The sequence below is a fragment of the Mucilaginibacter sp. genome, from assembly GCF_039921305.1.
Lineage (GTDB): Bacteria > Bacteroidota > Bacteroidia > Sphingobacteriales > Sphingobacteriaceae > Mucilaginibacter.
Window position 1 is genome coordinate 170697 of the sequence record NZ_JBDSCA010000015.1, and the last position, 23739, is coordinate 194435.

Genomic DNA, 23739 nt, shown 5'->3' on the forward strand with positions numbered 1-23739 from the left:
AGGTAAACAGGACTTATAAGTATTTACAAGGCTTTAAACAGCAAGCCTGGCTCTTGGTTTTTTATGTCTTTTTTTATTGCGCTTACCCAGCCAGATAATGAAACCGGTAATAGGTAAGCTTGCGCAGATGAGACTGGCTATAAACGCGATGATCTTTCCGGTCAAACCCAATATCTGGCCTACGTGGATATCGTAATTCATTTCGTTTATTTTCATCCCGGCGCTTTTCCCGGTATGTGGTAGTATTTTAAGCAAGTTGCCACTGTATTTGTCAAACACATAACTATCACTTTTGTAATAGTGCATGGATTTGTAATACGCCGTTACAGATACATTATTTTTTGATTTCTTGCCCCCCTGGCTTATAAAAAACATTTTTGCCTCTGGAGAGTGTGCAGTTGAATAAGCAAAGGCTTTATCGCCGATAGATTGATTAATCGTGACCCTTTTAGTTGAATCGGATTTTACCTCGCTTTTTTCGAAGGCGTAGGATTTGCCCAAATTAGCAGTATTATAAATACCTGTCCGCACCCAATCAAAAGCTATGGATAAACCCGATATGGCAAGAATAATGGCGATTGCGCAAGCGTAAAAACCCAATACATTATGCAAATCATAATTAACCCTGCGCCAGCGGCCATTCCATTTAATAGTAAAGCTGCGTTTACGGTCGGTTTTGCGTTTAGGCCACCATAATATGATACCGGTTATCATAATGATCACAAAAATGATGACCGATATGCCTACAATCATCTGGCCTATAGCCGGGGGTAATAACAGGTATAGGTGAATAAACTCAACGATGACGAAAAAGTTACGTGCAATATTCTCATCGTGTAAAAACTGCCCGGAATAGGGGTTTATAAAAATATAATGTGTTCCTGCTTTGGGTATAGTTACCATAGCTGCTGCAGGGCGGTTAGGGCCATAATAGGCCACTATGCTTGATTCTCCCGTTGGATACTTTTGCAACGCTATCTGTTTTATTTGCGATGGTGGCAAATACGGTTTATGTTGTACCTCAACTTTTCGGTAGCTGTACAGGGCATCCTGTATCTCATCCTGAAAAGCAAAAAGGCACCCGGTAACGCTCACAATAAACACCACGAGCCCGGATATAAATCCGAGCCAGCGGTGTAAAAAAAGGATGGCTTTTTTTAAGGTAGTCATACCAGGCGTATTAAAACTTAAATGCTATACTTGCAATAAAAGCTCTTGGTTTTTGCGGCTCAATGGTTGACCAACCTTTATAATATTCTTTATTGGTAAGGTTATCTACTTTAAAAGCCAGATCCCAGGCTTTAACTGAGTAAAATAGAGATGAGTTTAGCACAGTATAAGCCGGGAGGCTAAATGTACCTGTAGTTTCACGGTTTAGTATTTTGTTCTCGCTGGCATAATTTCCGCCAAATCCTAAACCGAAACCTTTGATACGGCCTTGTTCAAATCGGTAGCTGATCCAGGCATTAACTAAATTTTGTGGGCCTGCTTCTTCGGGCCTTTTTCCTAAATAATCAGTAGCATCTGTTTTAACAACCTTGCTGTTATTATAACTATAGCCGGCAACAATGTTTAAACCTGGTACCGGGTTAGCGGTAATATCGGCTTCAAAACCGCGACTGTTATTTTCGCCATCCTGTACATAATCGTTCGGGCTTAGTTGCCTTACCTTGTCGGATACTTTGATATTGTAATAGCTTACCGTAGCCGCCAGTTTACTTTCAAAAATGTTCATTTTAACACCGGCCTCCATTTGGTTGGCATGCTCAGGCTTGAACGTTATGGTTTGGCCAGCCGTATTACGCACAGGAGCTACATTGCTAAAACCATTCATATAGTTAGCAAACACCGATAGCTTATCGGCTATAGGCTGGTACACTAATCCAAATTTAGGTGATAATGCAGTTTGCGAATACTTATCATCAGCCAAAGCAGTTAAACCTCCATTTTTAAAATGGTCAACACGGAGGCTTAACATTGCAGATAAAGTAGATGTGAAATTAACAACATCAGATGCGTAGGCGCTATAAACCTCCTGTTCAGTATTACTGTTATCTACAGCTGAAGCACTCAGTTTAGTATCAACCTGCTGTTTTGATAATATACCCGTTTCAAGTCCGGCCATGTTAACCATGCCTATATTGGCATATCCTGTGCTGTTATTAATGGTTACCCGACTGAAGTAATCAAGGCCTACTAAAATGCGATTGCGAATAGGCCCTAATTTGATATCACCATTAAAGTTTTGCTGAATATCTGTAGTTGATGTTGTAGAATTTTGATCGCTGATGTATCGGTTAAACGTTGGTGATACATTTGGATAACCCGGTATATATTGTGATATCTCGTACAGGTAAGAGTAATAGCCCTTTGATTGTGCTGTACTGCGTGAAAGAACGGTTTGCGCGGTCCATTGATCGTTGAACCTATAATTCATTTGCCCTTGCAGGGTAGTAGTGGGGTTTTGCATGGTCAGATCATTACTGGTGAATGATTTGTTACGATCATACCCTAATTCTGAAAGATTTTTTGCCCTCAATGCTGTTCCCCTGTCAAAAAACAACATGGTTGGGTTGGTACCTTCGGCAGCTAAAAATTCAGCATTCACTAAAAAAGAAAGCTTATCATCTACTTTGTAAGATAGGGATGGGGCAAAAAAGCGGGTCTTTTTAAAACCGGCATCCTGAAAACTATTTTCGTCGTGGTAAGCGGCGTTAACCCTTAGTAACACTTTTTTAGCAGAATCCAATGGCGTATTAACGTCAGCCGTGAACCTGTTCAAGCCAAAACTGCCTGATGTATAGGTAACTTCGGTTTTGAAACTTTCAAATGGTTTTTTGGTCACAACATTGATCAACCCACCGTAAGAGATCAAACTACTACCAAATAATGTCCCTGATGGCCCTCTCAATACTTCAATGCGTTCAACGTTGGCTACATCAAGTCCGCCATTGGTTAAGCCCGGTAGGCCGTTCACCATAGTAGGCTGTACGGCAAACCCTCTTAAAGAAAAGTAACCTGCACCATCACCGGCACGGCCGGTTGACGACCAAAGTTTATCAATACCCGGAGTATTTTTCAAGGCATCATCAAAATTAGTGATCACTTGTTCTTTGAGCAGTTCGCTTGATATTACACTATGCGATTGTGGGTTTTCCAGGTTTTTGAGAGGCATTCTGGCAATGTAGTTACTCTGCTTTTTGGCAAATCTATTTGTTTTGTTATCGCTCACTGTAACCTCTTGCAGTGATGTTGCAGATATGTTAAATATTAATGGTTGCACCTTGGTTGTTTGGCCTGCTTGTACAGTAATTTGCGTTTCCTGGTTTTTTGCGCCTATGTGCGATATCACAATTGTATAAGTTCCGGCCGGAACCCTAAATGAATAATTACCATTTTCGTCAGATAATGTGCCAAAACGTGTATCCTTTAAAACTACATTCACATTTTCGGCTGGTTTATGTTCAATAGTAATAATTTGGCCATGTATGTTACCACGGGTTGCTTGTTGTGCAACTACATTTAGGGTAAATAAACTAAGAATAAGGGAAAGAAGTAAGAGTAAAGTTTCAGGTTGCTGTTTTTTCATTTTTATTTAGACTAATTATAATTAATGGCAAAAGTAATGATGAAATCTACAATTGCAAACTTTATTTATAATTATTCTAAATAGTATTAACGAATATCCATCACCTCTTTCTTTTTGCGGCTTCGCATCCGTTTAGGTACAAATTCAATTATCTCGGCACGTAAGGCTTCTATCATACGGCGTTTTAGGTAGTTCTTTTGTATAATGATGCTTACCTCACGCACGGGCTCTGGAGATTTGAAATAACGAACTTTGTCGAGTTGTTTTTCACTTAGGTCGGATAAAGCTAATTCTGGTAATATCGTGGCACCGCTGTTTTGATCAACCATCCGCTTTAACGTTTCAACACTACCAGTGTTATATTCAAAGTGCTGGAACCCCTTAGTTGAACGCCTGCGCTGACAAATGTTGAGCACCTGCTCGCGCATGCAATGCCCTTCGTTCAACACCCAAATTTCCTCCATATCAATATCATCGGGATTAATGCTTTTCTTTTTGTACAGGCGGCTACTTTTAGAAGCATAGGCAACAAAGTTTTCATAAAAAACAGGTATCTCCATTAACGATGGCTCATGCAAGGGGGTTGAAAGTACACCACAATCTATCATGCCTAACTTAACCTGTTGTATGATCATTTCGGTGGTTTGTTCCCAAACAATCAATTTAACCTGGGGGTACTTTTCAATAAACTTATTAATTATCCGTGGCAACAAATAAGGTGATATGGTTGGGATGATGCCTATCTTTAACTCACCCGAAAGTTCTTTTTGCCTATCACTAATGATCTCTTTGATCTTTACACTTTCGCCTAATAAAATGCGGGCCTGTTCTATAATTTCAATACCAATCTCGGTGGGTACAACGGGCTGTTTGCTTCGGTCAAATATTTTAACACCAAGGGTATCTTCAAGCTTTTGCACCTGCATACTTAGCGTGGGCTGCGTTACAAAGCACTTTTCGGCGGCGGTTACAAAACTACGGTAGCTATCTAAGGCTACAATATATTCCAGTTGTACTAATGTCATAATACTATAGATAAAATCTATTCAAATATAACATTAATTGATTTTGTCTATAAAATAAATTTCATCAGCTTTGATATATAAAGTTCAAGGCGATTATTATGGACGATCAAGGAAAAAAATTAACAGCCACAGGCTCAAACGTATCCGATTGGTTTGACAATAACGGACAACCTAAAAGCAACGATTACGCTCTGCTTGGCAACAAATACCGGTTATTGAGCGATAGTGAAAAACAACAACTCATTACCGCCATAATTAGTCTGTTGAAAGAAATTGATGGGCCCGAAAAGGAAATGACCATCAATCTCCAGCTTTGCCATTGGTTTAGAATTGATATGGGTTTAGGTATGGCAGTAGCCAATGGTTTAAATATAAACCTGCAAGATATCATGAAGAATATGCAGTAATTTAGAGGAGAGGTTAGACGTGAGAGTTGAGAAGCACCCTTGTGCATATCTCAACTCTCATATTGCTTTCAAGCCCGTGAGTAACCAACAAGGATTCTCAAATCTTACTCCACCGTAACAGATTTGGCAAGGTTCCGGGGCTGATCAACATTGCAACCGCGCATTACCGCGATATGGTATGCTAAAAGCTGTAAAGGAATTGTCGCGATAAGCGGAACAAAGGCTTCGTGGGTTTGAGGTATCTCAATTACGTAGTCAGCCATCTCTTTAACATCTACGTCACCTTCGGATACAATAGCGATAACTTTTCCCTTCCGGGCCTTTACCTCTTGTATATTACTCACCACTTTCTCGTACGACGAATTTTTGGTAGCGATAAATACAACCGGCATTTCTTCATCTATCAACGCTATTGGTCCATGCTTCATTTCGGCAGCAGGATAGCCTTCGGCATGGATGTACGAGATTTCTTTCAACTTTAAAGCACCCTCAAGCGCAACCGGGAATGAACTGCCACGGCCAAGGAAAAGACAGTTATTACTATCCTTAAACTTTTCGGCTATCTCTTTAACATGATCATTGCACTGCAAAGCGCGTTCAACCAGGTCAGGTATCTCATTAAGTTCGGTAAGGTATTCTATAAGCTTACTCTCAGTGATAGCGCCACGTTGTTGTGCCGCATAAAAGGCGATCAGCGTGAGGGCTGTTACCTGGGCTGTAAAGGCCTTGGTGGAAGCTACGCCAATTTCCGGGCCAGCGTGTGTGTAAACACCCGCATGGCTGGCACGCGGTATTGATGCACCTACCACATTACAAACACCAAAAATGGTAGCACCTTTCTCTTTAGCCAATTCAATAGCTGCCATTGTATCGGCAGTTTCGCCGGATTGTGATATGGCTATTACCAGGTCTTTTTCGGTAATAATAGGGTTACGATACCTAAATTCCGAAGCGTACTCAACCTCTACCGGTATACGGGCATACTCCTCTATCAAATACTCGCCTACCAAACCCGCATGCCATGATGTTCCGCAGGCTACTATGATAATACGATCAACATTTTTTATCTTCTCGGTATATTCTTTAATACCACCTAACTGTACTTTACCCGTTTTAGGGTAAATGCGTCCGCGTAAGCAATCTCTTATTGATCGTGGCTGCTCATATATCTCCTTCATCATAAAGTGATCATAGCCGCCTTTTTCAAGCATTTCAAGCTTAATATCCAATTCCTGTATGTACGGAGTTTGGATGGTATTATCTATATTTTTAACCAACAGATCATCCTTACGGATATAGGCTATTTCATTATCGTTTAGATAGATCACATTGCGTGTATACTCAACAATAGGTGTAGCATCCGATGCTACAAAATATTCACCCTTGCCAACACCAATTACCAGCGGACTACCTTTACGTGCCGCAATTAACTGGTCGGGCTCATCACTGCTCATTACTACTATCGCGTAAGCGCCAACAACTTTGTTCAAAGCAACACGTACAGCTTCGCGTAAATCAAGACCTGCCTCCAGTTGAATATCTTCTATCAGATGAATCAAAACTTCGGTATCGGTATCACTTTTAAAACCATGGCCACGGGCAGTTAAAGCCTCTTTTATAATGCCATAATTTTCGATAATACCATTGTGAATAATGGTAAGCTTGCGGTTGCCCGATGAATGCGGATGTGAGTTACGGTCGCTTGGTGCGCCATGTGTTGCCCAACGGGTATGGCCCATGCCAATGCAACCCTTAAGGTCAATATCCTTAACAAAATTTTCCAGATCACTAACCTTACCGGCTTTTTTGTAAACCTTAAGTTCTTTATCAAAAAGTGCAACACCGGCACTGTCATAACCCCGGTATTCCAGCCTGTGTAGTCCTTTTATAACAATTGGATAAGCATCTCTGTAACCTATATAACCTACAATTCCGCACATAAAATTCTTTTTTAGTAAAATAGAAAAGCACCCTTTTGTTTAATGCAAAAGTGGTGCTAATATCTTAATTAAGATCAATAATTTATTGAGTTGGCTAAATTATCTATTTAGTTACCCTGTTGTATAAAATGTTCAATTTCATTTTATAGGCCGATGTTTTATCGCCACCTAAAACCGCACGTGCACCCACCTGGGCAGTAGTACTGATATTAATTGAAGCGGTACCGGTTGATAGGCCGGTGGTGTCAGCAGGCGCAATAAAGGTGCCGTAATCAGTCAGTTTGCCACGCATCAGATCTTCAATATAACCAGTTATTACGTAGTGATATGATTTGTGATAATTATCATAAAAGCCACCAAATGAGCCTATCAAAATATAATGCAGATCACCCGCATAAGCATCAGGTATAAGTTGTCTTTGCTGGGCAATATCATTGCGATATAATGTTAGGCGAGGCAACGGTACATAAGGTATTTCTGTGCCAGTAACGGGGGTAACCACTAATTCGGCCCGGTTCAATACAATATCACCACCGGATGCTTGTGCAGCTGTTACTATTTTTTTAAGGTATGGGAAACTTATTTTAGCCCTTAAACCACCTAAACCCTGCACATATAATGTATTGTATGTGCCCTTAGGATTACCTATTTGCGTGGCGATAGCCGCGCCGGCACTACCCGAAGTAAAATTGTGTTTTATTTCTGCAGCGTGTGGGGTTCCAATAGCTAACGATACCTTTTCGGTATCAATGGTACTTCCACTAACTGTATGGTAATAAACATCCAGTCTGCTTGAATCGGCCACTACATTAAAAAACATATTGCCACCTACACCCGGTCTGGTTTTATCCAGTGTTATATAAAAACCTTTAATGTAGTTTTGGAATACAGTGTTAGTAGTTAACTGGCCAGAGCTTGCTCCAAAAAACTTGTTAAAAACAAAATTCTTATCAATAGGTATGCGCAATTGTGGCGAAACACGGATCAAAGTATCCTTAGCGCCAGTTACTATAGTTGTAATTTTAAACTTGGTTTTTGGTCTTGGCGAAAATATTTTGGTACCAAGCAAGGTACTGTTATAGCTCCATACCTTATTGTTGTAATAGGCTTTACTGGCTATGGGCTCATTTAACTGATAAACATTTGCCTTATAGCTTGTGGTAAGCGAATCGCCATAAAAGCCGTCAGCGTAAGACATGACCAATACAGCAGAATCAACCGAGATCGTTCCGGTTGGTATAGTATAGGCCGATAACGAAGGTAAATTCAGGCTCGCAACAATATTAGCTTCTGTAATACCAAAAACCGGATCTTTAAAGTAAGCCAAAGGAGCTTTTGATGCATTAGTGGTTTGCACACTATCCTCAAGTACAGTAGTAGTATTAATTGTAGCAGTATCAATCAGGTTGGTTTGCAACGCTTTAGTCGGATCTATAGGCAAACCTATGCTATCCGGATTTTTACAACTGCCTAAAATAAAAAGACTTATCAACAAGGTCAATAAGTCTATTCTGAAAAATTTCATATATAGTTTTGTCTTATGCAACATGTACCAATTCCTCATTGGTAATTTCGTCGTAAAAATTGTAATAATTTTCGTAATCTGAGGTAGATTCGTAATCCAAAACCAATTTATTGCTGTTTTTAACATTATTTAACACATCCGCCTCAATATTAGCACTGCCTAAAACAATACCATCAGAGTAATGGATAGCCCCTGCGTATAACGATGAGTTAGTACCTGGTTTGTAAATTTCGGTATTAGCCTCGGTCATATCAGTCATTACGGCTTTGTGTGCAAAGTCGGCATCCAATTGCTCGGTGAAAGCGTTTTCGTAAATAGAGTAAACTACTTTTGAATTCTTAAATGTAGGGTCGTCTTTATAAGTTGTTTTTAAGTAGGCAGGAACCAAAGCGCTCATCCAGCCATGGCAGTGAACAATATCCGGAGCCCATCCTAATTTTTTAACAGTTTCTAAAGCGCCTTTGCAAAAGAAGATCATCCTTTCATCATTATCGGCATAAAATTTACCATCCTTATCTCCAAACACTTGTTTGCGTTGAAAATACTCCTCGTTATCCAAAAAGTACACCTGCATACGTGCGGCAGGTATAGAAGCAACTTTAATGATCAAAGGGTTATCATTATCATTGATTATAATGTTCATGCCCGATAAACGGATCACTTCGTGTAACCTGTTCCTGCGCTCATTAATATTTCCGAAACGGGGCATCAGGATGCGGATCTCAAATCCTTTATCCTGCATAGCTTGTGGCAATTGCCTTGTAATTTCAGAAATTTTAGTGAGTTCTAAGAAAGGAGACATTTCATGAGTGATGAACAGTAGCTTAGATTTACCCATCTTTAGTCAGTATTAATTTTATGTAAAGAGTCAAAAATTTTGAGTTTGCAAATATAAGCATTATCTTATGATATATCAACGAATTATGCAAGTTGTTTTTGGTTATATTTAATCTATTGTTAATCTTTGCCAGCTTTTACCAAATTTAGCCGTGAAACCATCATTGACTAAGGCTCACCAGCCGGAATGAGTAAACCGGCTCATGATAGCTTCATCACAATTAAAAAGCAAATTAACACGGATGAAAATCTTTAACACCAGGAGCAGCCTACAGCAGTATTTGTCGCAAAAACGTTCCGAAGGCAATACAACAGGCCTTGTACCTACCATGGGCGCATTGCACAAAGGTCATATCTCGTTATTGGCCGAAGCCAAAAAATATGCCGATGTAATAGTTTGCAGCATATTTGTAAACCCCACCCAGTTTAACGACCCTAAAGATCTCGAAAAATACCCCCGCCCAATTGAGCACGATATTGAAATGCTCATTAATGCAGGCTGTGATGTGCTTTTTAACCCTACGGTTGACGAAATGTACCAACCCGGCGAAACCTGGCATTTAGATATCGGCCCGCTCGAAAGCATGCTCGAAGGTAAATTCCGCCCCGGCCATTATCAGGGTGTTACCCAGGTTGTATTCAAGCTGTTTGATATCATTAAACCCGATTTTGCCTTTTTCGGGCAAAAAGACTATCAGCAGGTTAAAGTAATTACCCGCATGGTTGATATGCTGCACATGCCGCTTAAAATGATCATGTGTCCCATCGTTCGCGAACCCGAAGGTTTAGCCATGAGTTCGCGCAATGTGCATTTAAGCACTAATGAAAGGGCTAATTCAATATTGCTATCAGCAACTCTGTATAACGTAAAACACCAATTCGGTAAGCTTACCATTGATGAACTAAAACAATTAGCCGTTAAGGAGTTAACAAGTAACCCCAATATTCAGCTCGATTATTTTGAGATCGCTGATGCGGATACCCTGGTGCCAGCAAAGGCTGATACCCAGCATATGGTGGCCCTTGTTGCGGCTAAAGTTGGCAACGTCCGGTTAATTGATAATATTATTCTGAACTAACCGGATTAAAGGGGGATTTCTATGCCTTAATTCCTACCCCTTGGTTCTGCTCCAAAGGGGGATTTTCAATCCATGTTCCTCTACTTTTTCATCCAAGGGGGGGGGGGATAAAGTAAGAATATTTAAAGAACATCTGAGCCCTTCAGGCTACGCATCTCACTCCACACAAATATACTCATTTTCAACCTCATATCAAAAATACCAAACACCCATAAAACAAAAAAAGTCCGGTGATTAAAACCACCGGACCAATAAATACATAATGCTGATTACCGCTTAACAGCGTACCCCAACCCTACATTCAACGATACAAACACCGCGCCCTGGCTCTTATCCGGGCCGTTGTTTAGTTTATAATCTTCTATCCTCCAATCCCCCCTGGCGGCATTAATATAATAACCCGCCCTGATACCTATCGGGATATTACGCTGAACGGTATAGCAATCCATTTGCTTAGGTTTCATCTTGATCACATAATCAAAACCGGCACCCAACTCAATACCAAAATTACCCTGGTACAATGTTTTGCTCGATGTGCTGTTCAGCAACTCCTGGTTAAAATTACTCACATTCTGCTCACGCGCTTTATCCCTGATGTTTAACACCGCTTCCGAAAAATTCAATCCCACAAAAGGATAAAATCTAAAATCGGTTGATTTTGAAATATCATACCCCGCTCTAAAATAAGCCTGGTACTGGTTAAAACGCGTCTTAATATTATTCACTTCGGATGATGAAAATGGCGTAAAACCAATCCCATCCTCAAACAACCATTTTTTATGAATATGGCTCATCGAAGCATTGATCCAGATATTATTATCCGATACCGAAGGCAGGCCAACGCTGTTCAACCCGCTATTCAATTGCCCCACATCATACTGCCGGTAAGTTACCTGTATCTGCATTGCGCCCGCAAAATCACGTTTGCCCATTTGCGCCTTCGCTGTAAAGCCCGCTAATAAAGCGAGGCCCAGGGTGTACACTAATTTTTTCATGTTGTTAGATTGATGTTTGTTTATGTAACGCTATTCGTTTTGCTTTGTTCTAATTACGTTTAAATCCATCTCCACGGTTTTACATAAAAAACAAAAGCCCCCGGATCACTCCGAAGGCCCTGCAATTGTTAATTATGATTGGGTTTGATTATAGACTAATTCACATTATAAATATCCACTTTTAAAGCCCTGGCCTTTCCAACACTACCTACTCTGCATCAACGGACTAAACTTATTACTATAATCCTTCAGCTTAGCCACCAGTTGCCCGTGCAGTTCTTTATCCTGATAAATTTTGGATGTATCAACCATCGCGTTCAATAACGACATCGATATCTGCACCGTACGGATATCTAACCCCTGTTCCTGTTTATCCAACAAGGTATAATTATAATCCAACTGGTCGGTAATGTAGTTATCAACACTCTTAATATATCGTTTACCCAACACGGCATCATGTAATCTGTAGGCAGTTTCTGCCAACAGATATTTCTTACTGGCGGTATCAATATCAGGGTTAATATCCGGCATTTCGGCATCAAACTTATGCAGGGCATTCAATGCCATATCCGGGTGCCCGTCTTGTATTAAACCATTCGCCAGGTTAAAAAAGGTATTCTCCATCACATCATAAAACTGCATGGTCGATATATTATCCAAATACTTAGCCTTTTTATAATTGCCATATTTAAACTTCGTCATTACATTATGGTACATCACCAAGCTGTTGATTTTATTATTGTTGTAATCATCGTGCTGTGCAGTATCAGGTTTAAAAGGCAGCAACCGGTAAGTAAAACCCTCTTTATACAAATACGGAGCAAGCCCGGCCATACTTTGGTTGCTCATGGTAGTAGTAAAGCAAATAGGGCGCTTCCAGTTGTTATGAGTCAAAATGTCCAGTATGGCTAAATTGTCTTTGGTCATGTAGTTACCATTGTAGGTCCACTCCATAGCTTTAGCGATCCTGTCTTTTTGCTCAGGTGTAACTACGCCATTTTTCATCACCGCGTCGGCATCAATAGTCAATTTAAAGTTTTTGGTGGGCAGGTAGTTCGACATTTCCCCATTAGAGTATTCCACTTTCGTGCGGCTATCGTCCGATGTAATAAAATCAAAAACATCCTTCACCTCAACTGCCCCGGCAAGTTTGGCATCATTATAATAGATCACATCGCGCGTGCCATCCTTATACTTACTAAAGTCCATGGTGATAGGCAGCGGGTCCGATTGATTCATTTTGCCCTGCATCTGGTGAACATACCAATCGCTGCTAAATAAGCTCAGGCAAACAATTCGCACATCTGGCCTGATACCTTCCACCTCCTGATCGTACCATAACGAGTACGTATCATTATCCCCATAAGTAAATAAAATAGCATCCTTAGGGCACGATATTAAAAAGTTATAAGCCATATCATGCGCCGTTAACTTGGTCGATCGGTCATGACTTTTCCATTCTTTGGCCGCAATCAAAACCGGCACCACCAAACATATCGCGAACGATCCGATAGTAGCCATCCGCACCGTCAGCCATCGCCGGGTAAACTCAATCAAGGCAATCACCCCAAGTCCTATCCATATCGCGAAAGCGTAGAACGAAACCACGTACGAGTAATCCCGCTCCCTCGGCTGCAAATTATCCTGGTTCACATACAGCACAATAGCAATCCCGGTAAAAAAGAACAGCAGGGCAATTACCAAAGCATCCCGCCTTTTATTCCTGAAATGGTAAACCATCCCAATCAATCCCAGCAAAAACGGAATAGCATAAAGCGGCGTATAAGTAACACTCCCCGTTACCGATTTTGGCAAATGCTTGCTACCATCAAAAATCCCGCTCGTCCAGTTACCATCAATACCACTTGGGTTTTGCTGGCCATCTGCATCATTATACCGGCCAACAAAGTTCCAAAGAAAATAGCGCACATACATCTGGTATATCTGCCAGTTAAACAGGTATTTCAAATTATCGCTAAATGTTGGCGCTTGCCCTTCGGCAATGCCTAAAAAGTTTTTATAGAACTGTACATTCTGCGCATAATTAGCATCGCTTTCGGTACTCCATATGCGTGGCAACAGCGTAGTATGGTCGTAAGTATAATTCATCCGCTTACCTGTTACCTCATAATTGGTTTTTCCCTTACGGTAGATGGGGCTGCCCTCGCTCTGGTCAACAACCTTGGCATCATAAAACGGACCGTTTAGCAAAGGTGTTTCACCATATTGAATGCGGTTCAAATAACCATACAAAGTAAAAGCGTTATCCGGATGCGAATTATTCAAATTCGTATTTGCCGTTGCCCGGATAGGAATATAAGCGAACGAGCTATACCCGAAATATATAAAAGCCAAACAAAGCAAAGCCAAATTCAAAATAGGTTTTGCTTTGCGGATGCTGTAAAACAAGCCATAAACAATAGCGCCAATAAGCAAAGCAAAAAACACAAAGGCGCCTGTGCCAAAGCCCATCCCCAACGTATTCACAAAAAACAGGTCGAAATAAGCCGCGATGTGTATGGTATATCCCCGCACCCCAAACTGCACAAAAGCCAGTATGGCAATGCTCATAGTAAAGGCAACCAACGCGCTCTTTACATTCACTTTTTTATGCCTGCGGAAAAAGTAAACCATCACAATCGCTGGAATGGTTAACAAATTCAACAAGTGTATCCCGATAGATAATCCTATAATATAGGCTATCAGCACAATATATTTATCTGCGTCTGCCTCATCAGCATGCGCGTCCCATTTCAGTATCGCCCAAAAAACAATAGCCGTACAAAGCGACGACATCGCGAAAACAATAGTCTCCACCGCCGAAAACCAAAACGTATCCGTAAACGTAAACGCCAAAGCGCCAACCAAACCGGCCGCCATAATCATCCAGGTATGGTTGCTATCCAACTTCTCAACCTTTTTCAGCATCAGCTTTTTAGCCAGCGCCGTAATCGTCCAAAAAAGGAACATAATAGTAGCCGCGCTTGCCAACGCCGACATTAAATTGGTATAAAACGCCACCTTGGCATTATCCCCCATCGATAACAGCGAAAAAACCTTCCCCAGCATCGCGAACATTGGATACCCCGGCTGGTGCGATATCTGCAACCTGAATGCGCAGGCAATAAATTCGCCGCAATCCCAAAAGCTTACCGATTGCTCAAGCGTTAAAATGTAAGTAATGGCGGCTATCCCAAAGCAAAGCCAGCCCAGCAGGTTATTCAGTTTTTTGTAGTGCATAGTGATGTGGAGTAAAGTTTTACCATAGCACCAATATCCAAACAGTTTTTGTTAAAGCATTGACATTTAACATGTTTTAACATCATTTAACTATAATCCGGACCCATTTAACAATTGAGGATGCGGATTTAACATTTGAGATTGATTATTAAAGTCACAAAGAAAATACAAAGTGCAGATATTAAAAGCAGCCCCAACTGTCACCCCAAAATCTTTTCCACAATCGTTATTTTTATTTGTGTTGATAAATTAATTTATTAAACTTACCTTTGCACCCACCAAACAACTTGAGGTAAAATACGTTATACATAAACAAATTACACAAAACTTAAACGCAACCCAGCCAACTACGCATAAAATATGCGGCTATATGGTTCACCAGGTAAAATTGTTTATAAATGTTGTTGTTATTTCAGTTGATTGTCATATAAATAGCCCAATGTTATTTATACAACAATTAAAATATATTTTTTTTCGTTAATCTACTTTAACGAAAGTATTTAGTACATTGTACAACCATCTGTGCAGTAAAATTATTTATGTTATTATAACAAATGAGACAACTCAAAATATCCCAATCCATTACCAACCGCGAATCTCAGTCATTGGATAAATATCTGACCGAGATTGGTAAAGTAGACTTGATAACTGCCGACGAAGAAGTTATACTCGCGCAAAAGATCAGGGAAGGGGATCAGGCGGCTTTAGAGCGCTTAACAAAAACCAACTTGCGTTTTGTGGTTTCTGTTGCAAAACAATACCAAAACCAAGGCCTTACCCTGGGTGATTTAATTAACGAAGGAAACTTAGGCCTCATTAAAGCGGCAAAACGCTTTGACGAAACCAAAGGTTTCAAATTCATCTCGTACGCCGTTTGGTGGATCCGTCAGTCTATCCTTTCAGCTGTTGCCGAGCAATCACGTATCGTTCGTTTACCATTGAACCAGATCGGATCATTGAATAAGATCCGTCAGGCATTCTCTAAACTGGAGCAACAATACGAGCGTGAGCCGTCGCAAGCCGAATTAGCCGATATACTGGAAACCACCGAAGACAAAATTTGTGATTCACTAAGCAACTCTGGCCGTCACGTATCAATGGATGCGCCCTTTGTTCAAGGTGAAGAAAACACTTTGTTAGACGTATTGCAGAACAACGAGCCAACAACAGATGATTATTTGATGGAAGAATCCCTTTCACAAGAGATCATGCGTTCATTGGTTACTTTAGCCGAGCGTGAGCGCGAAGTTATCGTTCTGTTCTTCGGTTTAGGTAACAACTACCCGCTATCTTTAGAAGAGATCGGCGAGAAGTACAACCTGACCCGCGAGCGTGTTCGTCAAATTAAAGACAAAGCATTACAACGTTTACGCCACACTTCGCGCAGTAACCTGTTGCAATCTTACTTGTAAGCAAAATTCTTAAAATATCCGAAAAGGGCTGGAGATGATCCAGCCCTTTTTTTATGACCGTTGATTTTTTTATGATTAGCCTGATTTCGTTGATCCTTGCTATATTTATAAAATCAGCCCAATCATGAAAATCAGTTCAATCAGCGGTCAATGGTGCATCAATTCCTCAAAAATATCTTAGCTAAACCCTTAGGCAAACTTGCCGATAAGTATGATTCCCGGCCAGATGCCCAAAGAGTTTTTCCCGCACTATCAGCCTTGAGCCAGAACATCAAAACCGATCCCGGCAAAAAAGGCCCGGTAATTAATTTTGACGATAGCCACTCCTTCATCATCTTTTCCGATCAGCATAAAGGCATAAAAAACGGTTCGGATATTTTCGCCTTAGCTGAAGGAAACTACATAACCGCTCTCGATTATTACAACAATCAAAACTACACCTACATTAACCTGGGCGATGGCGAAGAGCTTTGGCAAAACAACATCCCACAGGTAAAACGTAAAAACAAAGCCAGCTTTATTAAAGAGAAGCTTTTTGCCGATAGAAACGCCTTCATCAAAATATTTGGCAATCATGATCTCTATTGGGACAACGATCCCTTAGCCATCATCTTCCTCGAACGCATTTACAAACAAAAACTCCGCATCTACGAAGGTGCCATTCTGCAAACCCAAATAGATGGCAAACCGCTCAGCATCTTCCTCACTCACGGCCACCAGGGCGATCTGCAGAGCGATGGTAACTGGTTCAGCAAATTCTTCATCGGTAAAATTTGGGGCCCGCTGCAAATGTACCTCGAGCTCAATTTAAATACACCCTCTGTTGATGATCATCTCAAAACGCTCCACAATACCATCATGTTCAATTGGAGTGCACAGCAAGCTAATACGCTGCTTATAACCGGGCACACCCACCAACCAGTATTCGAATCACTCACGCATTTGGAACGTATGTATCGCAAGCTCGATATCGCCCAGGCTCAAAACAACCAGCAGGCTATAGCCGACATTCAACAACTGATAGATAAGCATGTAAATAAAGGCAGCGCACTGCCCAGCTTTAAAGGCTACAAACCAACCTACTTTAACAGCGGCTGCTGTTGTTTTGATGATGGTGATATTACCGGCATCGAGATTTGTGGCGGCTACATCCGTTTGATCAAATGGAAATATGATAATAAGGCATCAGTCAGAATTGTACTTGAAGAAATCACACTCAAAGAACTTATAAATACCATCTGAAACCCATATTTATATAATTACACTGAGTTGCACCTTTTTTTTTACATTCTTACAACAAAACCAAATCACATAAAATAACTCCAAACTACCTCTCCATCTGCATTAATCATAAAAATCAGCGTAATCAACGGTCGGTTTTTCAATGTTGTTAATATTTTAATTAATCAATTATCATAATTGTAATAAATAAATTAATTTGTTATAAATTATATAATTACATATCTTTGTTATTGAAATTAATTTATTAAAATAAGCAAATCATTACAACTATGAAAAAGATAATAACACTGATTTCTGTATTCACCATTGGATTTGGATTTTTTGCGAATGCGCAATATATAGGTATCAAAGATCTTCCGGCAAGCGTAACCGAAGACTTCTCTTTTAAATATCCAAAACTGTCAAAAGTAGACTGGGAGAAAGACGGAAAAAAGTTCAAAGCAACCTTTAACGTTGAAACTTACGCTCACGAAGTTGTTTACGATCAAAAAGGAAACGTAATATCGCAAGTATTCGCGGTACCGGTAGCAAACTTGCCATCAGATGTTTTCGACGGTGTGAAAAAGAATTTTCCTGATGTTCAGGTTAAAGAAGCTAACCAGATAGTTGAGAATGGTAAGATATCTTACAAATTAAACCTGGTTGACGAGAACAACGGCTTAGAGCGCATCCTGATAGCACCAGACGGTCGCATCATCAAAACCCTGATCACCGAAAACTAATTCTTCGCACCATCCGGGCGAGGCGCCCACATCCATCATATATGTAAGTTCTTCTTTTACAAAAGGGAGAACTTTTTTATTTTTAGCCCTATTGTCATTTCGACGAGGTACGAGGAGAAATCTTCTGAAATCGAAAGGCTTTTACCCTGTTCGGAAATGACATTTTAATTATAGATGCCTCATCTATTAATGCGTTAATTTGACAGGATAAATTATCACCATGAAAAGAATCCTCGGCATAATCGCCTTCCTTATAATTACCCTCAACTCATTCGCTCAAAGCAAACTGATCAACGGCACCTGGCACGCCTCGGTAAAAACATCAACAGGTAAGCTCATCCCTTTCACCTTCGAAGTAAAAGGCGAAGCTACCCACAAACAAATAGCCATCATAAACGGCAGTGAACACTTTGCCGTACCCGATGTAAAAGCTATAGGCGATTCCGTATTCATCCATATGCCTCTGTTCGATTCCGAGTTCAGAGCCGCCTTTTCGGGAGATAACTTAAAAGGCTACTGGATCCGCCACCTGCCAAAACAAGATGTTAAATTCGAATTCGCCGCCGAGCCAAACCAAAACTACCGCTTCTTTAAAACAACAGCCAAATCAGCCTACAATGTTGATGGCCGCTGGAACGCGATATTTGCCAGTGGCGATACCACCGTTGCCGAGTTTAAACAAACTGGGGCCAAACTAACCGGAACATTCCTAACCACCACCGGCGATTATCGTTATCTGGAAGGTACCGTTGCCGGCGATAGCGTTTACCTATCCTGCTTTGATGGCGGCCACGCATTCCTGTTCACCGCAAAAATTAAAGATGCGCAAACCCTAACCGATGGTAAATTCTATGCAGGCTATTCGGGCAAAGATGAATGGACGGCCATCAAAAACGCCAACGCCAAACTACCCGACGCCTACTCGTTAACGGCCCTAAAACCCGGCTACAAAAAAATAGCTTTTACCTTTACCGATCTAAGCGGCAAAAAGGTATCGTTAACTGATGAACGCTTTAAAAACAAAATAGTAATATTACAAATGATGGGCTCCTGGTGCCCTAACTGTATGGACGAAACCGCCTACATGGTTAACTTCTACAAAAAATATCACGCCAGAGGAGTCGAGGTTTTGGGATTAGCCTATGAGCGCAGCACAGATTTTACCCGCTCAAAGAAAAGTTTAGAACCCTTAAAAAACCGCTTCAATGTACCATACCCCATATTGATAACCGGTTACACCAATGACAGGGGCGAACCAGCTAAGAGCCTGCCCATGCTGGCTAATTTTGCGGCGTTCCCAACAACTATCATCATTGATAAAAAAGGAGAAGTACGCAAAATACACACCGGCTTTAGCGGACCCGGTACAGGCGATCACTATGCCGAATTTATAAACGAGTTTGAAAAACTAAATGACGACCTGTTGGCCGAAAAGTAATTACTTGCTCTCCTCGAAGCTATGGAACAGCATCTTAATTAATGCCAAAGCTATAGCGAACAAACATGCGGTAAAAAAGCCGCTGATATAAAAACCATTCAAAAGATGGCTTACTAACAAAACCATGCACACGCTGATAATAAACGATACCAAACCCAGCGTTAAAAAGTTAAGCGGGAAAGTAAGCACCCGCAAAATAAAACCAATGGTAGCATTCACCAATCCCAATAAAATACCGGCGATAAGCGCCGTAAGGTAACCATCAACTTTAACGCCCGGTATAATTTGAGCTATCAGCAATATGGCAAGGCCGGTCAGGAATATTTCGAGTATAAATTTCATCAGCGTATATTTGAGAATACAATTGTAATAAATTTTTGATAATGCGATGCTGCCTGCTCTGTTTTTTTATCCTGATCTGTGCATCATGCCACAGTCCATCAACTTCGGAAGTTAACAGGATCGGCATCCACCTCAGTAAAGATTCCCAAACGGTTTGCATTAGCGGCTTAGAATACGCCGTCCTTCGCGAAATGAAACAAGACTCGCTTACGCAAGAAAACTGGCAAGGCATTTTCCCTGTCTACCGCATGCCTGCGGATACAGACATGAAAGACCTTCAACCCGAGCAACCCGGCACCTACCAAATTACAGATAGCCTGCTCACCTTTAAACCCGACACAGTCTTCAAAAAGCAGCAACAATACTTTGCCCGCTTCTACGGCAACGGCACAAACTTTAGCACAGCCAACCTCATTCGCTCAAAAAGCAACCTGAAAGGCCAGAGTTTTACAGAAGTAATATTCAGGTTTTAGATAATATTCAATTACTTTCTTCAAGCGTCATTGCGAGCCTGCCTGTCGGCAGACAGGGTACGAAGCAATCTCTTTAGGACAAGCGACTATATAAGTGCATCATCAAGAGTTGTGGCGTTGTAACCCTACCGTTCCGCGCTAACCTTCTTCGTCAGCACCACAAAATCAGCAACACTCAAACGCTCTGCACGCAGCTCCAATAAAGGGTCGTCAGTAATCTTTTCTTTCGGGATAACCGATGATATCGCGTTACGCAAAGTCTTCCGGCGCTGATTAAAGCCTGCCTTCACCAGTTGCCAAAAAAGCTTCTCATCGCAATCCAAAGCAGGCGTTTCATTTCGCGTTAAGCGGATAACCGCCGATAACACTTTAGGCGGCGGATTAAACACACCAGCCTTTACAGTAAACAAATAATCAACCTTATAATAGGCTTGCAAAAACACGCTCAAAATACCATACTCTTTACTCCCGGGCTTTGCAGCACATCGCTCAGCAACTTCCTTCTGAAACATCCCAACAACCTCTAAAACCTGCTGCCGGTTATCTAAAACCTTAAAAAGTATCTGCGATGATATATTGTAAGGAAAATTCCCGATAATGGCGAATGGCCCCGCAAAGGTCTGGCTAAAATCCATTTCCAAAAAATCAGCGTTGATCAAACGGCTGCCTAATTGCGGGTATTTCTTTTTCAGGAAATCGTAGCTCTCGGTATCAATATCTATCAGGTAGGTTTCATAGTCGGTTTTCTGCATCAAAAAATCCGACAGTATCCCCATCCCCGGCCCAACTTCAAGCACCTGGTTGTAGCTTTCGGTAAGCTTCAAACTGTTCACAATTTTTTCGGCAATGTTCTTATCCGTTAAAAAATGCTGACCCAGATGCTTTTTTGCCCGTACTATGCTCATTATATTATACTTTACCGCAAATAACGTCATATTTGTGCTTTGTTAAGGTAATGAGGTTTAAAATCTTTTACTTTGCGGATAGAGAGCTGCAGGCCACAAGCTTCAGGCTCCAAATTAAATCGGTGTGAAATCTTTTTTTCCTCGGTGTAATCAAAAAAAACATGAGCGATAAATTAAAAATAGGAATAAGCATAGGCGATGTAAACGGCATTGGTTTAGAGGTAATTATCAAAACCCTGGCCGAAGTAAAAATATTGGATTACTGCACCCCCATAGTTTACGGGCATACTAAAGTAGCGTCCTTTCACCGCAAGGCTTTAAACCTGAATGATTTTAGCTTCAATGTAATTAACGATGCCTCCGAAGCAAATCCAAAACGATCTAACATGATCAATTGCTGGGAAGAGGATGTAAAAATAGAACTCGGCCAGTCAACCGAAACCGGTGGCAAATACGCTTTCTTATCACTCGAAAGAGCGGTTAACGATCTGGTTGCAGGCCATATCGATGCCCTGGTAACCGCGCCTATTAACAAACACAACATCCAAAGTGAAAACTTTAAATTTGCAGGCCATACCGAATACTTACAGGAACGCGCCGGGGCAGCAGATTCGCTCATGTTTTTAACCAGCGAAGATCTGAAAGTTGGCGTAGTAACCGGACACATCCCAGTTGGACAGATCTCTCAGAAGATCACCATCGAAAGCATCGTATCCAAGCTGAAGCTGATGAACGACAGTCTGAAGAAAGACTTCTGGATCCGCAAACCCAAGATTGCCGTATTAGGGTTAAACCCACATGCCGGCGACGATGGATTAATAGGTAACGAAGAACAAACCACCATTATCCCCGCCATAAACGAAGCTAAAGCTTTAGGCATACTGGCAATGGGCCCTTACGCCGCCGATGGCTTCTTCGCTAATAAATCATACCTTAAATTTGATGCGGTATTGGCCATGTATCATGATCAGGGCTTGATACCATTTAAACAGATCTCTTTCGAAAATGGGGTAAACTTTACCGCCGGGTTGAACTTTGTGCGCACCTCGCCAGATCATGGCACCGCCTACGATATAGCCGGAAAAAACGAAGCCTCCGAAGTATCCTTCCGCGATGCCTTGTTTGCCGCCATCCACATCGTTAAACATCGCCGTGAATCTGCCGACTTGGCCTCAAACACTTTGGTTTACGCTAAACTAAGCAGGGATAGGGACTAAAATTAACCATTATTGAACAGACATTTGCACCTTGAATACTAAGTAGATAGCCTTCATTTAACATTATTTAACAGTTTTATTATTCATTGATTAAAACAATTAACCTTAGGTTTCATTAAAAGGTTAATGAGTTTGAAGTTGAAAAACCGCGTTCAATCCATTGATATCTTCAGGGCGGTTACTATGTTCCTGATGATATTTGTGAACGACATAGAAGGTATTCCGGGTGTACCCGGATGGATACAACACGCAGGCGAACAAACAGACGGCCTTGGATTAGCCGATATCGTTTTCCCGGCATTTCTTTTTATCGTAGGTTTATCCATACCACATGCTATTCAAGGGCGGCTACAGCGCGGCCAAAGCAAGGGCAAAATAACGGGTTATATTATCAGTCGGTCGCTCATATTGATATTTATTGGCTTTATGCATGCCAATATGGAAACCTATAGCGATAGCGCTCCTATACCCTTAACCTGGTGGGAGATTCAGGTAACCCTGAGTTTCTTTTTGATCTGGATAGATTATCCTCGCCATACTTCAAAAATACTGGTTTACATTTTACGCGGAGCAGGTGTAGCCTTGCTCATAGCCATGTGTGCCCTATACAAAGGCGGCACACCTGCCGCACCAACCTGGCTGCACTTTAGCTGGTGGGGTATATTAGGGTTAATAGGATGGGCTTATTTACTTTGTGCCTTGATCTACTTATATTCCGATGGTCACCTGCTTGTACTGGTATCAGCCTGGGTATTATTTTTACTTTTCAATCTCGATTTTCACTTTGGCTGGCTCAACTTTTTAAATGGCACTCAAAACTATCTGGGGCTTGCCGGTAATGGCGCCATGCAAGCCTTCACCTCATCGGGCCTGGTCATATCATGCATGTACGATTGGTTTATGCGCAACAAACAACCCAAGCTAATTTGGGTAGCATTAATTATGCTTTCGCTGATCTTATTTAATATGGGTTTTATCGTACGATACTTTAGCGGGGGTATATCCAAAGCAAACGACACCCCATCATGGGTGATGATCTGTACCGCCATCAATATCCTCGCCTACGGCGTATTCATGTTTTTTATGGATATGAAACGCAAAGAAAACTGGTTCAGCCTCATTAAACCCGCGGGTACAAGTACCCTTACCTGCTATCTACTCCCATTTTTATTCTACCCACTTTACCAAATGACTAATATTGGCTACCCCAATTGGGCAACCCACGGTATTGGCGGGTTAATTAAATGTTTGCTCTTCGCCTTTTTAATGGTTTGGATGGCCGGTGTACTTGAACGTAAACACATCAAATTAAAGATATGATGGCTCTAATTAATAAACGTGATTCACCCTG

General features: G+C 41.2%; 19 protein-coding genes. 9 read left to right on the forward strand and 10 right to left on the reverse strand.

Annotated features, from left to right (window positions below):
- Positions 1 to 33: 33 nt before the first annotated feature.
- The 3 genes from ABIN91_RS03640 to ABIN91_RS03650 all read right to left on the reverse strand — a co-directional run bounded on the left by ABIN91_RS03640 (position 34) and on the right by ABIN91_RS03650 (position 4614).
- Positions 34 to 1170: a PepSY-associated TM helix domain-containing protein gene (locus ABIN91_RS03640; protein ID WP_348048549.1), complete on the reverse strand. Its 1137-nt coding sequence runs from the start codon at positions 1168 to 1170 to the stop codon at positions 34 to 36.
- Positions 1171 to 1180: 10 nt separating this feature from the next.
- On the reverse strand, positions 1181 to 3589 hold the full coding sequence (locus tag ABIN91_RS03645; RefSeq protein WP_348048551.1) for a TonB-dependent receptor: 2409 nt from the start codon (positions 3587 to 3589) through the stop codon (positions 1181 to 1183).
- A gap of 86 nt (positions 3590 to 3675) precedes the next feature.
- Positions 3676 to 4614 (reverse strand): LysR substrate-binding domain-containing protein, encoded by a 939-nt coding sequence (locus ABIN91_RS03650; RefSeq protein ID WP_348048553.1) that lies wholly within the window; start codon positions 4612 to 4614, stop codon positions 3676 to 3678.
- Between the two features lie 98 nt (positions 4615 to 4712).
- Between ABIN91_RS03650 and ABIN91_RS03655 the strand changes: the two genes are divergently transcribed.
- Positions 4713 to 5021, forward strand: a complete 309-nt coding sequence (locus tag ABIN91_RS03655) for a catalase-related domain-containing protein (RefSeq protein WP_348048555.1) — start codon at positions 4713 to 4715, stop codon at positions 5019 to 5021.
- A gap of 104 nt (positions 5022 to 5125) precedes the next feature.
- Here ABIN91_RS03655 and glmS read toward each other — a convergent pair whose 3' ends face one another.
- The 3 genes from glmS to ABIN91_RS03670 form a co-directional block, all read right to left on the reverse strand.
- Positions 5126 to 6961, reverse strand: a complete 1836-nt coding sequence (glmS, locus tag ABIN91_RS03660) for a glutamine--fructose-6-phosphate transaminase (isomerizing) (RefSeq protein ID WP_348048557.1) — start codon at positions 6959 to 6961, stop codon at positions 5126 to 5128.
- A 103-nt stretch (positions 6962 to 7064) separates the two neighbouring features.
- On the reverse strand, positions 7065 to 8486 hold the full coding sequence (locus ABIN91_RS03665; protein ID WP_348048559.1) for a DUF4270 family protein: 1422 nt from the start codon (positions 8484 to 8486) through the stop codon (positions 7065 to 7067).
- 13 nt (positions 8487 to 8499) lie between these two features.
- Positions 8500 to 9324 (reverse strand): glycogen/starch synthase, encoded by an 825-nt coding sequence (locus ABIN91_RS03670; protein ID WP_348048561.1) that lies wholly within the window; start codon positions 9322 to 9324, stop codon positions 8500 to 8502.
- 241 nt (positions 9325 to 9565) lie between these two features.
- Between ABIN91_RS03670 and panC the strand changes: the two genes are divergently transcribed.
- Positions 9566 to 10402, forward strand: coding sequence for a pantoate--beta-alanine ligase (gene panC / locus ABIN91_RS03675; RefSeq protein ID WP_348048563.1), 837 nt, complete (start codon positions 9566 to 9568; stop codon positions 10400 to 10402).
- 269 nt (positions 10403 to 10671) lie between these two features.
- Here the strand turns inward: panC and ABIN91_RS03680 are convergent, their stop codons facing one another.
- Together ABIN91_RS03680 and ABIN91_RS03685 are read right to left on the reverse strand one after the other, a co-directional pair.
- On the reverse strand, positions 10672 to 11397 hold the full coding sequence (locus ABIN91_RS03680) for a hypothetical protein (protein ID WP_348048565.1): 726 nt from the start codon (positions 11395 to 11397) through the stop codon (positions 10672 to 10674).
- Between the two features lie 204 nt (positions 11398 to 11601).
- Positions 11602 to 14637 (reverse strand): DUF2723 domain-containing protein, encoded by a 3036-nt coding sequence (locus ABIN91_RS03685; protein WP_348048567.1) that lies wholly within the window; start codon positions 14635 to 14637, stop codon positions 11602 to 11604.
- Positions 14638 to 15191: 554 nt separating this feature from the next.
- On the opposite strand from ABIN91_RS03685, the gene ABIN91_RS03690 reads away from it, so the two are divergent.
- The 4 genes from ABIN91_RS03690 (at position 15192) to ABIN91_RS03705 (ending at position 19451) form a co-directional block, all read left to right on the forward strand.
- Positions 15192 to 16049: an RNA polymerase sigma factor RpoD/SigA gene (locus ABIN91_RS03690; RefSeq protein WP_008508553.1), complete on the forward strand. Its 858-nt coding sequence runs from the start codon at positions 15192 to 15194 to the stop codon at positions 16047 to 16049.
- Positions 16050 to 16199: 150 nt separating this feature from the next.
- Positions 16200 to 17291: a metallophosphoesterase gene (locus ABIN91_RS03695; RefSeq protein ID WP_348048569.1), complete on the forward strand. Its 1092-nt coding sequence runs from the start codon at positions 16200 to 16202 to the stop codon at positions 17289 to 17291.
- Between the two features lie 269 nt (positions 17292 to 17560).
- Positions 17561 to 18013 (forward strand): hypothetical protein, encoded by a 453-nt coding sequence (locus ABIN91_RS03700; RefSeq protein WP_348048571.1) that lies wholly within the window; start codon positions 17561 to 17563, stop codon positions 18011 to 18013.
- A 220-nt stretch (positions 18014 to 18233) separates the two neighbouring features.
- Entirely contained in the window at positions 18234 to 19451 is a 1218-nt protein-coding gene (locus tag ABIN91_RS03705) for a TlpA disulfide reductase family protein (RefSeq protein WP_348048573.1), read from the forward strand.
- On the opposite strand, the gene ABIN91_RS03710 is transcribed toward ABIN91_RS03705, so the two are convergent.
- Positions 19452 to 19793: a phage holin family protein gene (locus ABIN91_RS03710; protein WP_348048575.1), complete on the reverse strand. Its 342-nt coding sequence runs from the start codon at positions 19791 to 19793 to the stop codon at positions 19452 to 19454.
- Between the two features lie 41 nt (positions 19794 to 19834).
- On the opposite strand from ABIN91_RS03710, the gene ABIN91_RS03715 reads away from it, so the two are divergent.
- Positions 19835 to 20266: a hypothetical protein gene (locus tag ABIN91_RS03715; protein WP_348048577.1), complete on the forward strand. Its 432-nt coding sequence runs from the start codon at positions 19835 to 19837 to the stop codon at positions 20264 to 20266.
- 125 nt (positions 20267 to 20391) lie between these two features.
- Here the strand turns inward: ABIN91_RS03715 and rsmA are convergent, their stop codons facing one another.
- A complete protein-coding gene (rsmA, locus tag ABIN91_RS03720) occupies positions 20392 to 21171 on the reverse strand; it encodes a 16S rRNA (adenine(1518)-N(6)/adenine(1519)-N(6))-dimethyltransferase RsmA (RefSeq protein ID WP_348048579.1) in 780 nt (259 codons plus the stop codon).
- Between the two features lie 161 nt (positions 21172 to 21332).
- Here rsmA and pdxA point away from each other — a divergent pair, with 161 nt between their 5' ends.
- Together pdxA and ABIN91_RS03730 are read left to right on the forward strand one after the other, a co-directional pair.
- The gene (pdxA, locus tag ABIN91_RS03725; RefSeq protein ID WP_348048581.1) at positions 21333 to 22388 is read left to right on the forward strand and encodes a 4-hydroxythreonine-4-phosphate dehydrogenase PdxA; all 1056 of its coding nucleotides are present in this window, start codon (positions 21333 to 21335) and stop codon (positions 22386 to 22388) included.
- Between the two features lie 126 nt (positions 22389 to 22514).
- Positions 22515 to 23708: a DUF5009 domain-containing protein gene (locus tag ABIN91_RS03730; protein ID WP_348048583.1), complete on the forward strand. Its 1194-nt coding sequence runs from the start codon at positions 22515 to 22517 to the stop codon at positions 23706 to 23708.
- Positions 23709 to 23739: the final 31 nt, after the last annotated feature.

What these genes read in the sequence shown, in the direction of transcription:
- ABIN91_RS03640 (WP_348048549.1), bottom strand. Translation starts at nt 1,170, where the DNA reads ATGACTACCTTAAAAAAAGCCATCCTTTTTTTACACCGCTGGCTCGGA.
- ABIN91_RS03645 (WP_348048551.1), bottom strand. Translation starts at nt 3,589, where the DNA reads ATGAAAAAACAGCAACCTGAAACTTTACTCTTACTTCTTTCCCTTATT.
- ABIN91_RS03650 (WP_348048553.1), bottom strand. Translation starts at nt 4,614, where the DNA reads ATGACATTAGTACAACTGGAATATATTGTAGCCTTAGATAGCTACCGT.
- ABIN91_RS03655 (WP_348048555.1), top strand. Translation starts at nt 4,713, where the DNA reads ATGGACGATCAAGGAAAAAAATTAACAGCCACAGGCTCAAACGTATCC.
- glmS (WP_348048557.1), bottom strand. Translation starts at nt 6,961, where the DNA reads ATGTGCGGAATTGTAGGTTATATAGGTTACAGAGATGCTTATCCAATT.
- ABIN91_RS03665 (WP_348048559.1), bottom strand. Translation starts at nt 8,486, where the DNA reads ATGAAATTTTTCAGAATAGACTTATTGACCTTGTTGATAAGTCTTTTT.
- ABIN91_RS03670 (WP_348048561.1), bottom strand. Translation starts at nt 9,324, where the DNA reads ATGGGTAAATCTAAGCTACTGTTCATCACTCATGAAATGTCTCCTTTC.
- panC (WP_348048563.1), top strand. Translation starts at nt 9,566, where the DNA reads ATGAAAATCTTTAACACCAGGAGCAGCCTACAGCAGTATTTGTCGCAA.
- ABIN91_RS03680 (WP_348048565.1), bottom strand. Translation starts at nt 11,397, where the DNA reads ATGAAAAAATTAGTGTACACCCTGGGCCTCGCTTTATTAGCGGGCTTT.
- ABIN91_RS03685 (WP_348048567.1), bottom strand. Translation starts at nt 14,637, where the DNA reads ATGCACTACAAAAAACTGAATAACCTGCTGGGCTGGCTTTGCTTTGGG.
- ABIN91_RS03690 (WP_008508553.1), top strand. Translation starts at nt 15,192, where the DNA reads ATGAGACAACTCAAAATATCCCAATCCATTACCAACCGCGAATCTCAG.
- ABIN91_RS03695 (WP_348048569.1), top strand. Translation starts at nt 16,200, where the DNA reads ATGGTGCATCAATTCCTCAAAAATATCTTAGCTAAACCCTTAGGCAAA.
- ABIN91_RS03700 (WP_348048571.1), top strand. Translation starts at nt 17,561, where the DNA reads ATGAAAAAGATAATAACACTGATTTCTGTATTCACCATTGGATTTGGA.
- ABIN91_RS03705 (WP_348048573.1), top strand. Translation starts at nt 18,234, where the DNA reads ATGAAAAGAATCCTCGGCATAATCGCCTTCCTTATAATTACCCTCAAC.
- ABIN91_RS03710 (WP_348048575.1), bottom strand. Translation starts at nt 19,793, where the DNA reads ATGAAATTTATACTCGAAATATTCCTGACCGGCCTTGCCATATTGCTG.
- ABIN91_RS03715 (WP_348048577.1), top strand. Translation starts at nt 19,835, where the DNA reads ATGCGATGCTGCCTGCTCTGTTTTTTTATCCTGATCTGTGCATCATGC.
- rsmA (WP_348048579.1), bottom strand. Translation starts at nt 21,171, where the DNA reads ATGAGCATAGTACGGGCAAAAAAGCATCTGGGTCAGCATTTTTTAACG.
- pdxA (WP_348048581.1), top strand. Translation starts at nt 21,333, where the DNA reads ATGAGCGATAAATTAAAAATAGGAATAAGCATAGGCGATGTAAACGGC.
- ABIN91_RS03730 (WP_348048583.1), top strand. Translation starts at nt 22,515, where the DNA reads ATGAGTTTGAAGTTGAAAAACCGCGTTCAATCCATTGATATCTTCAGG.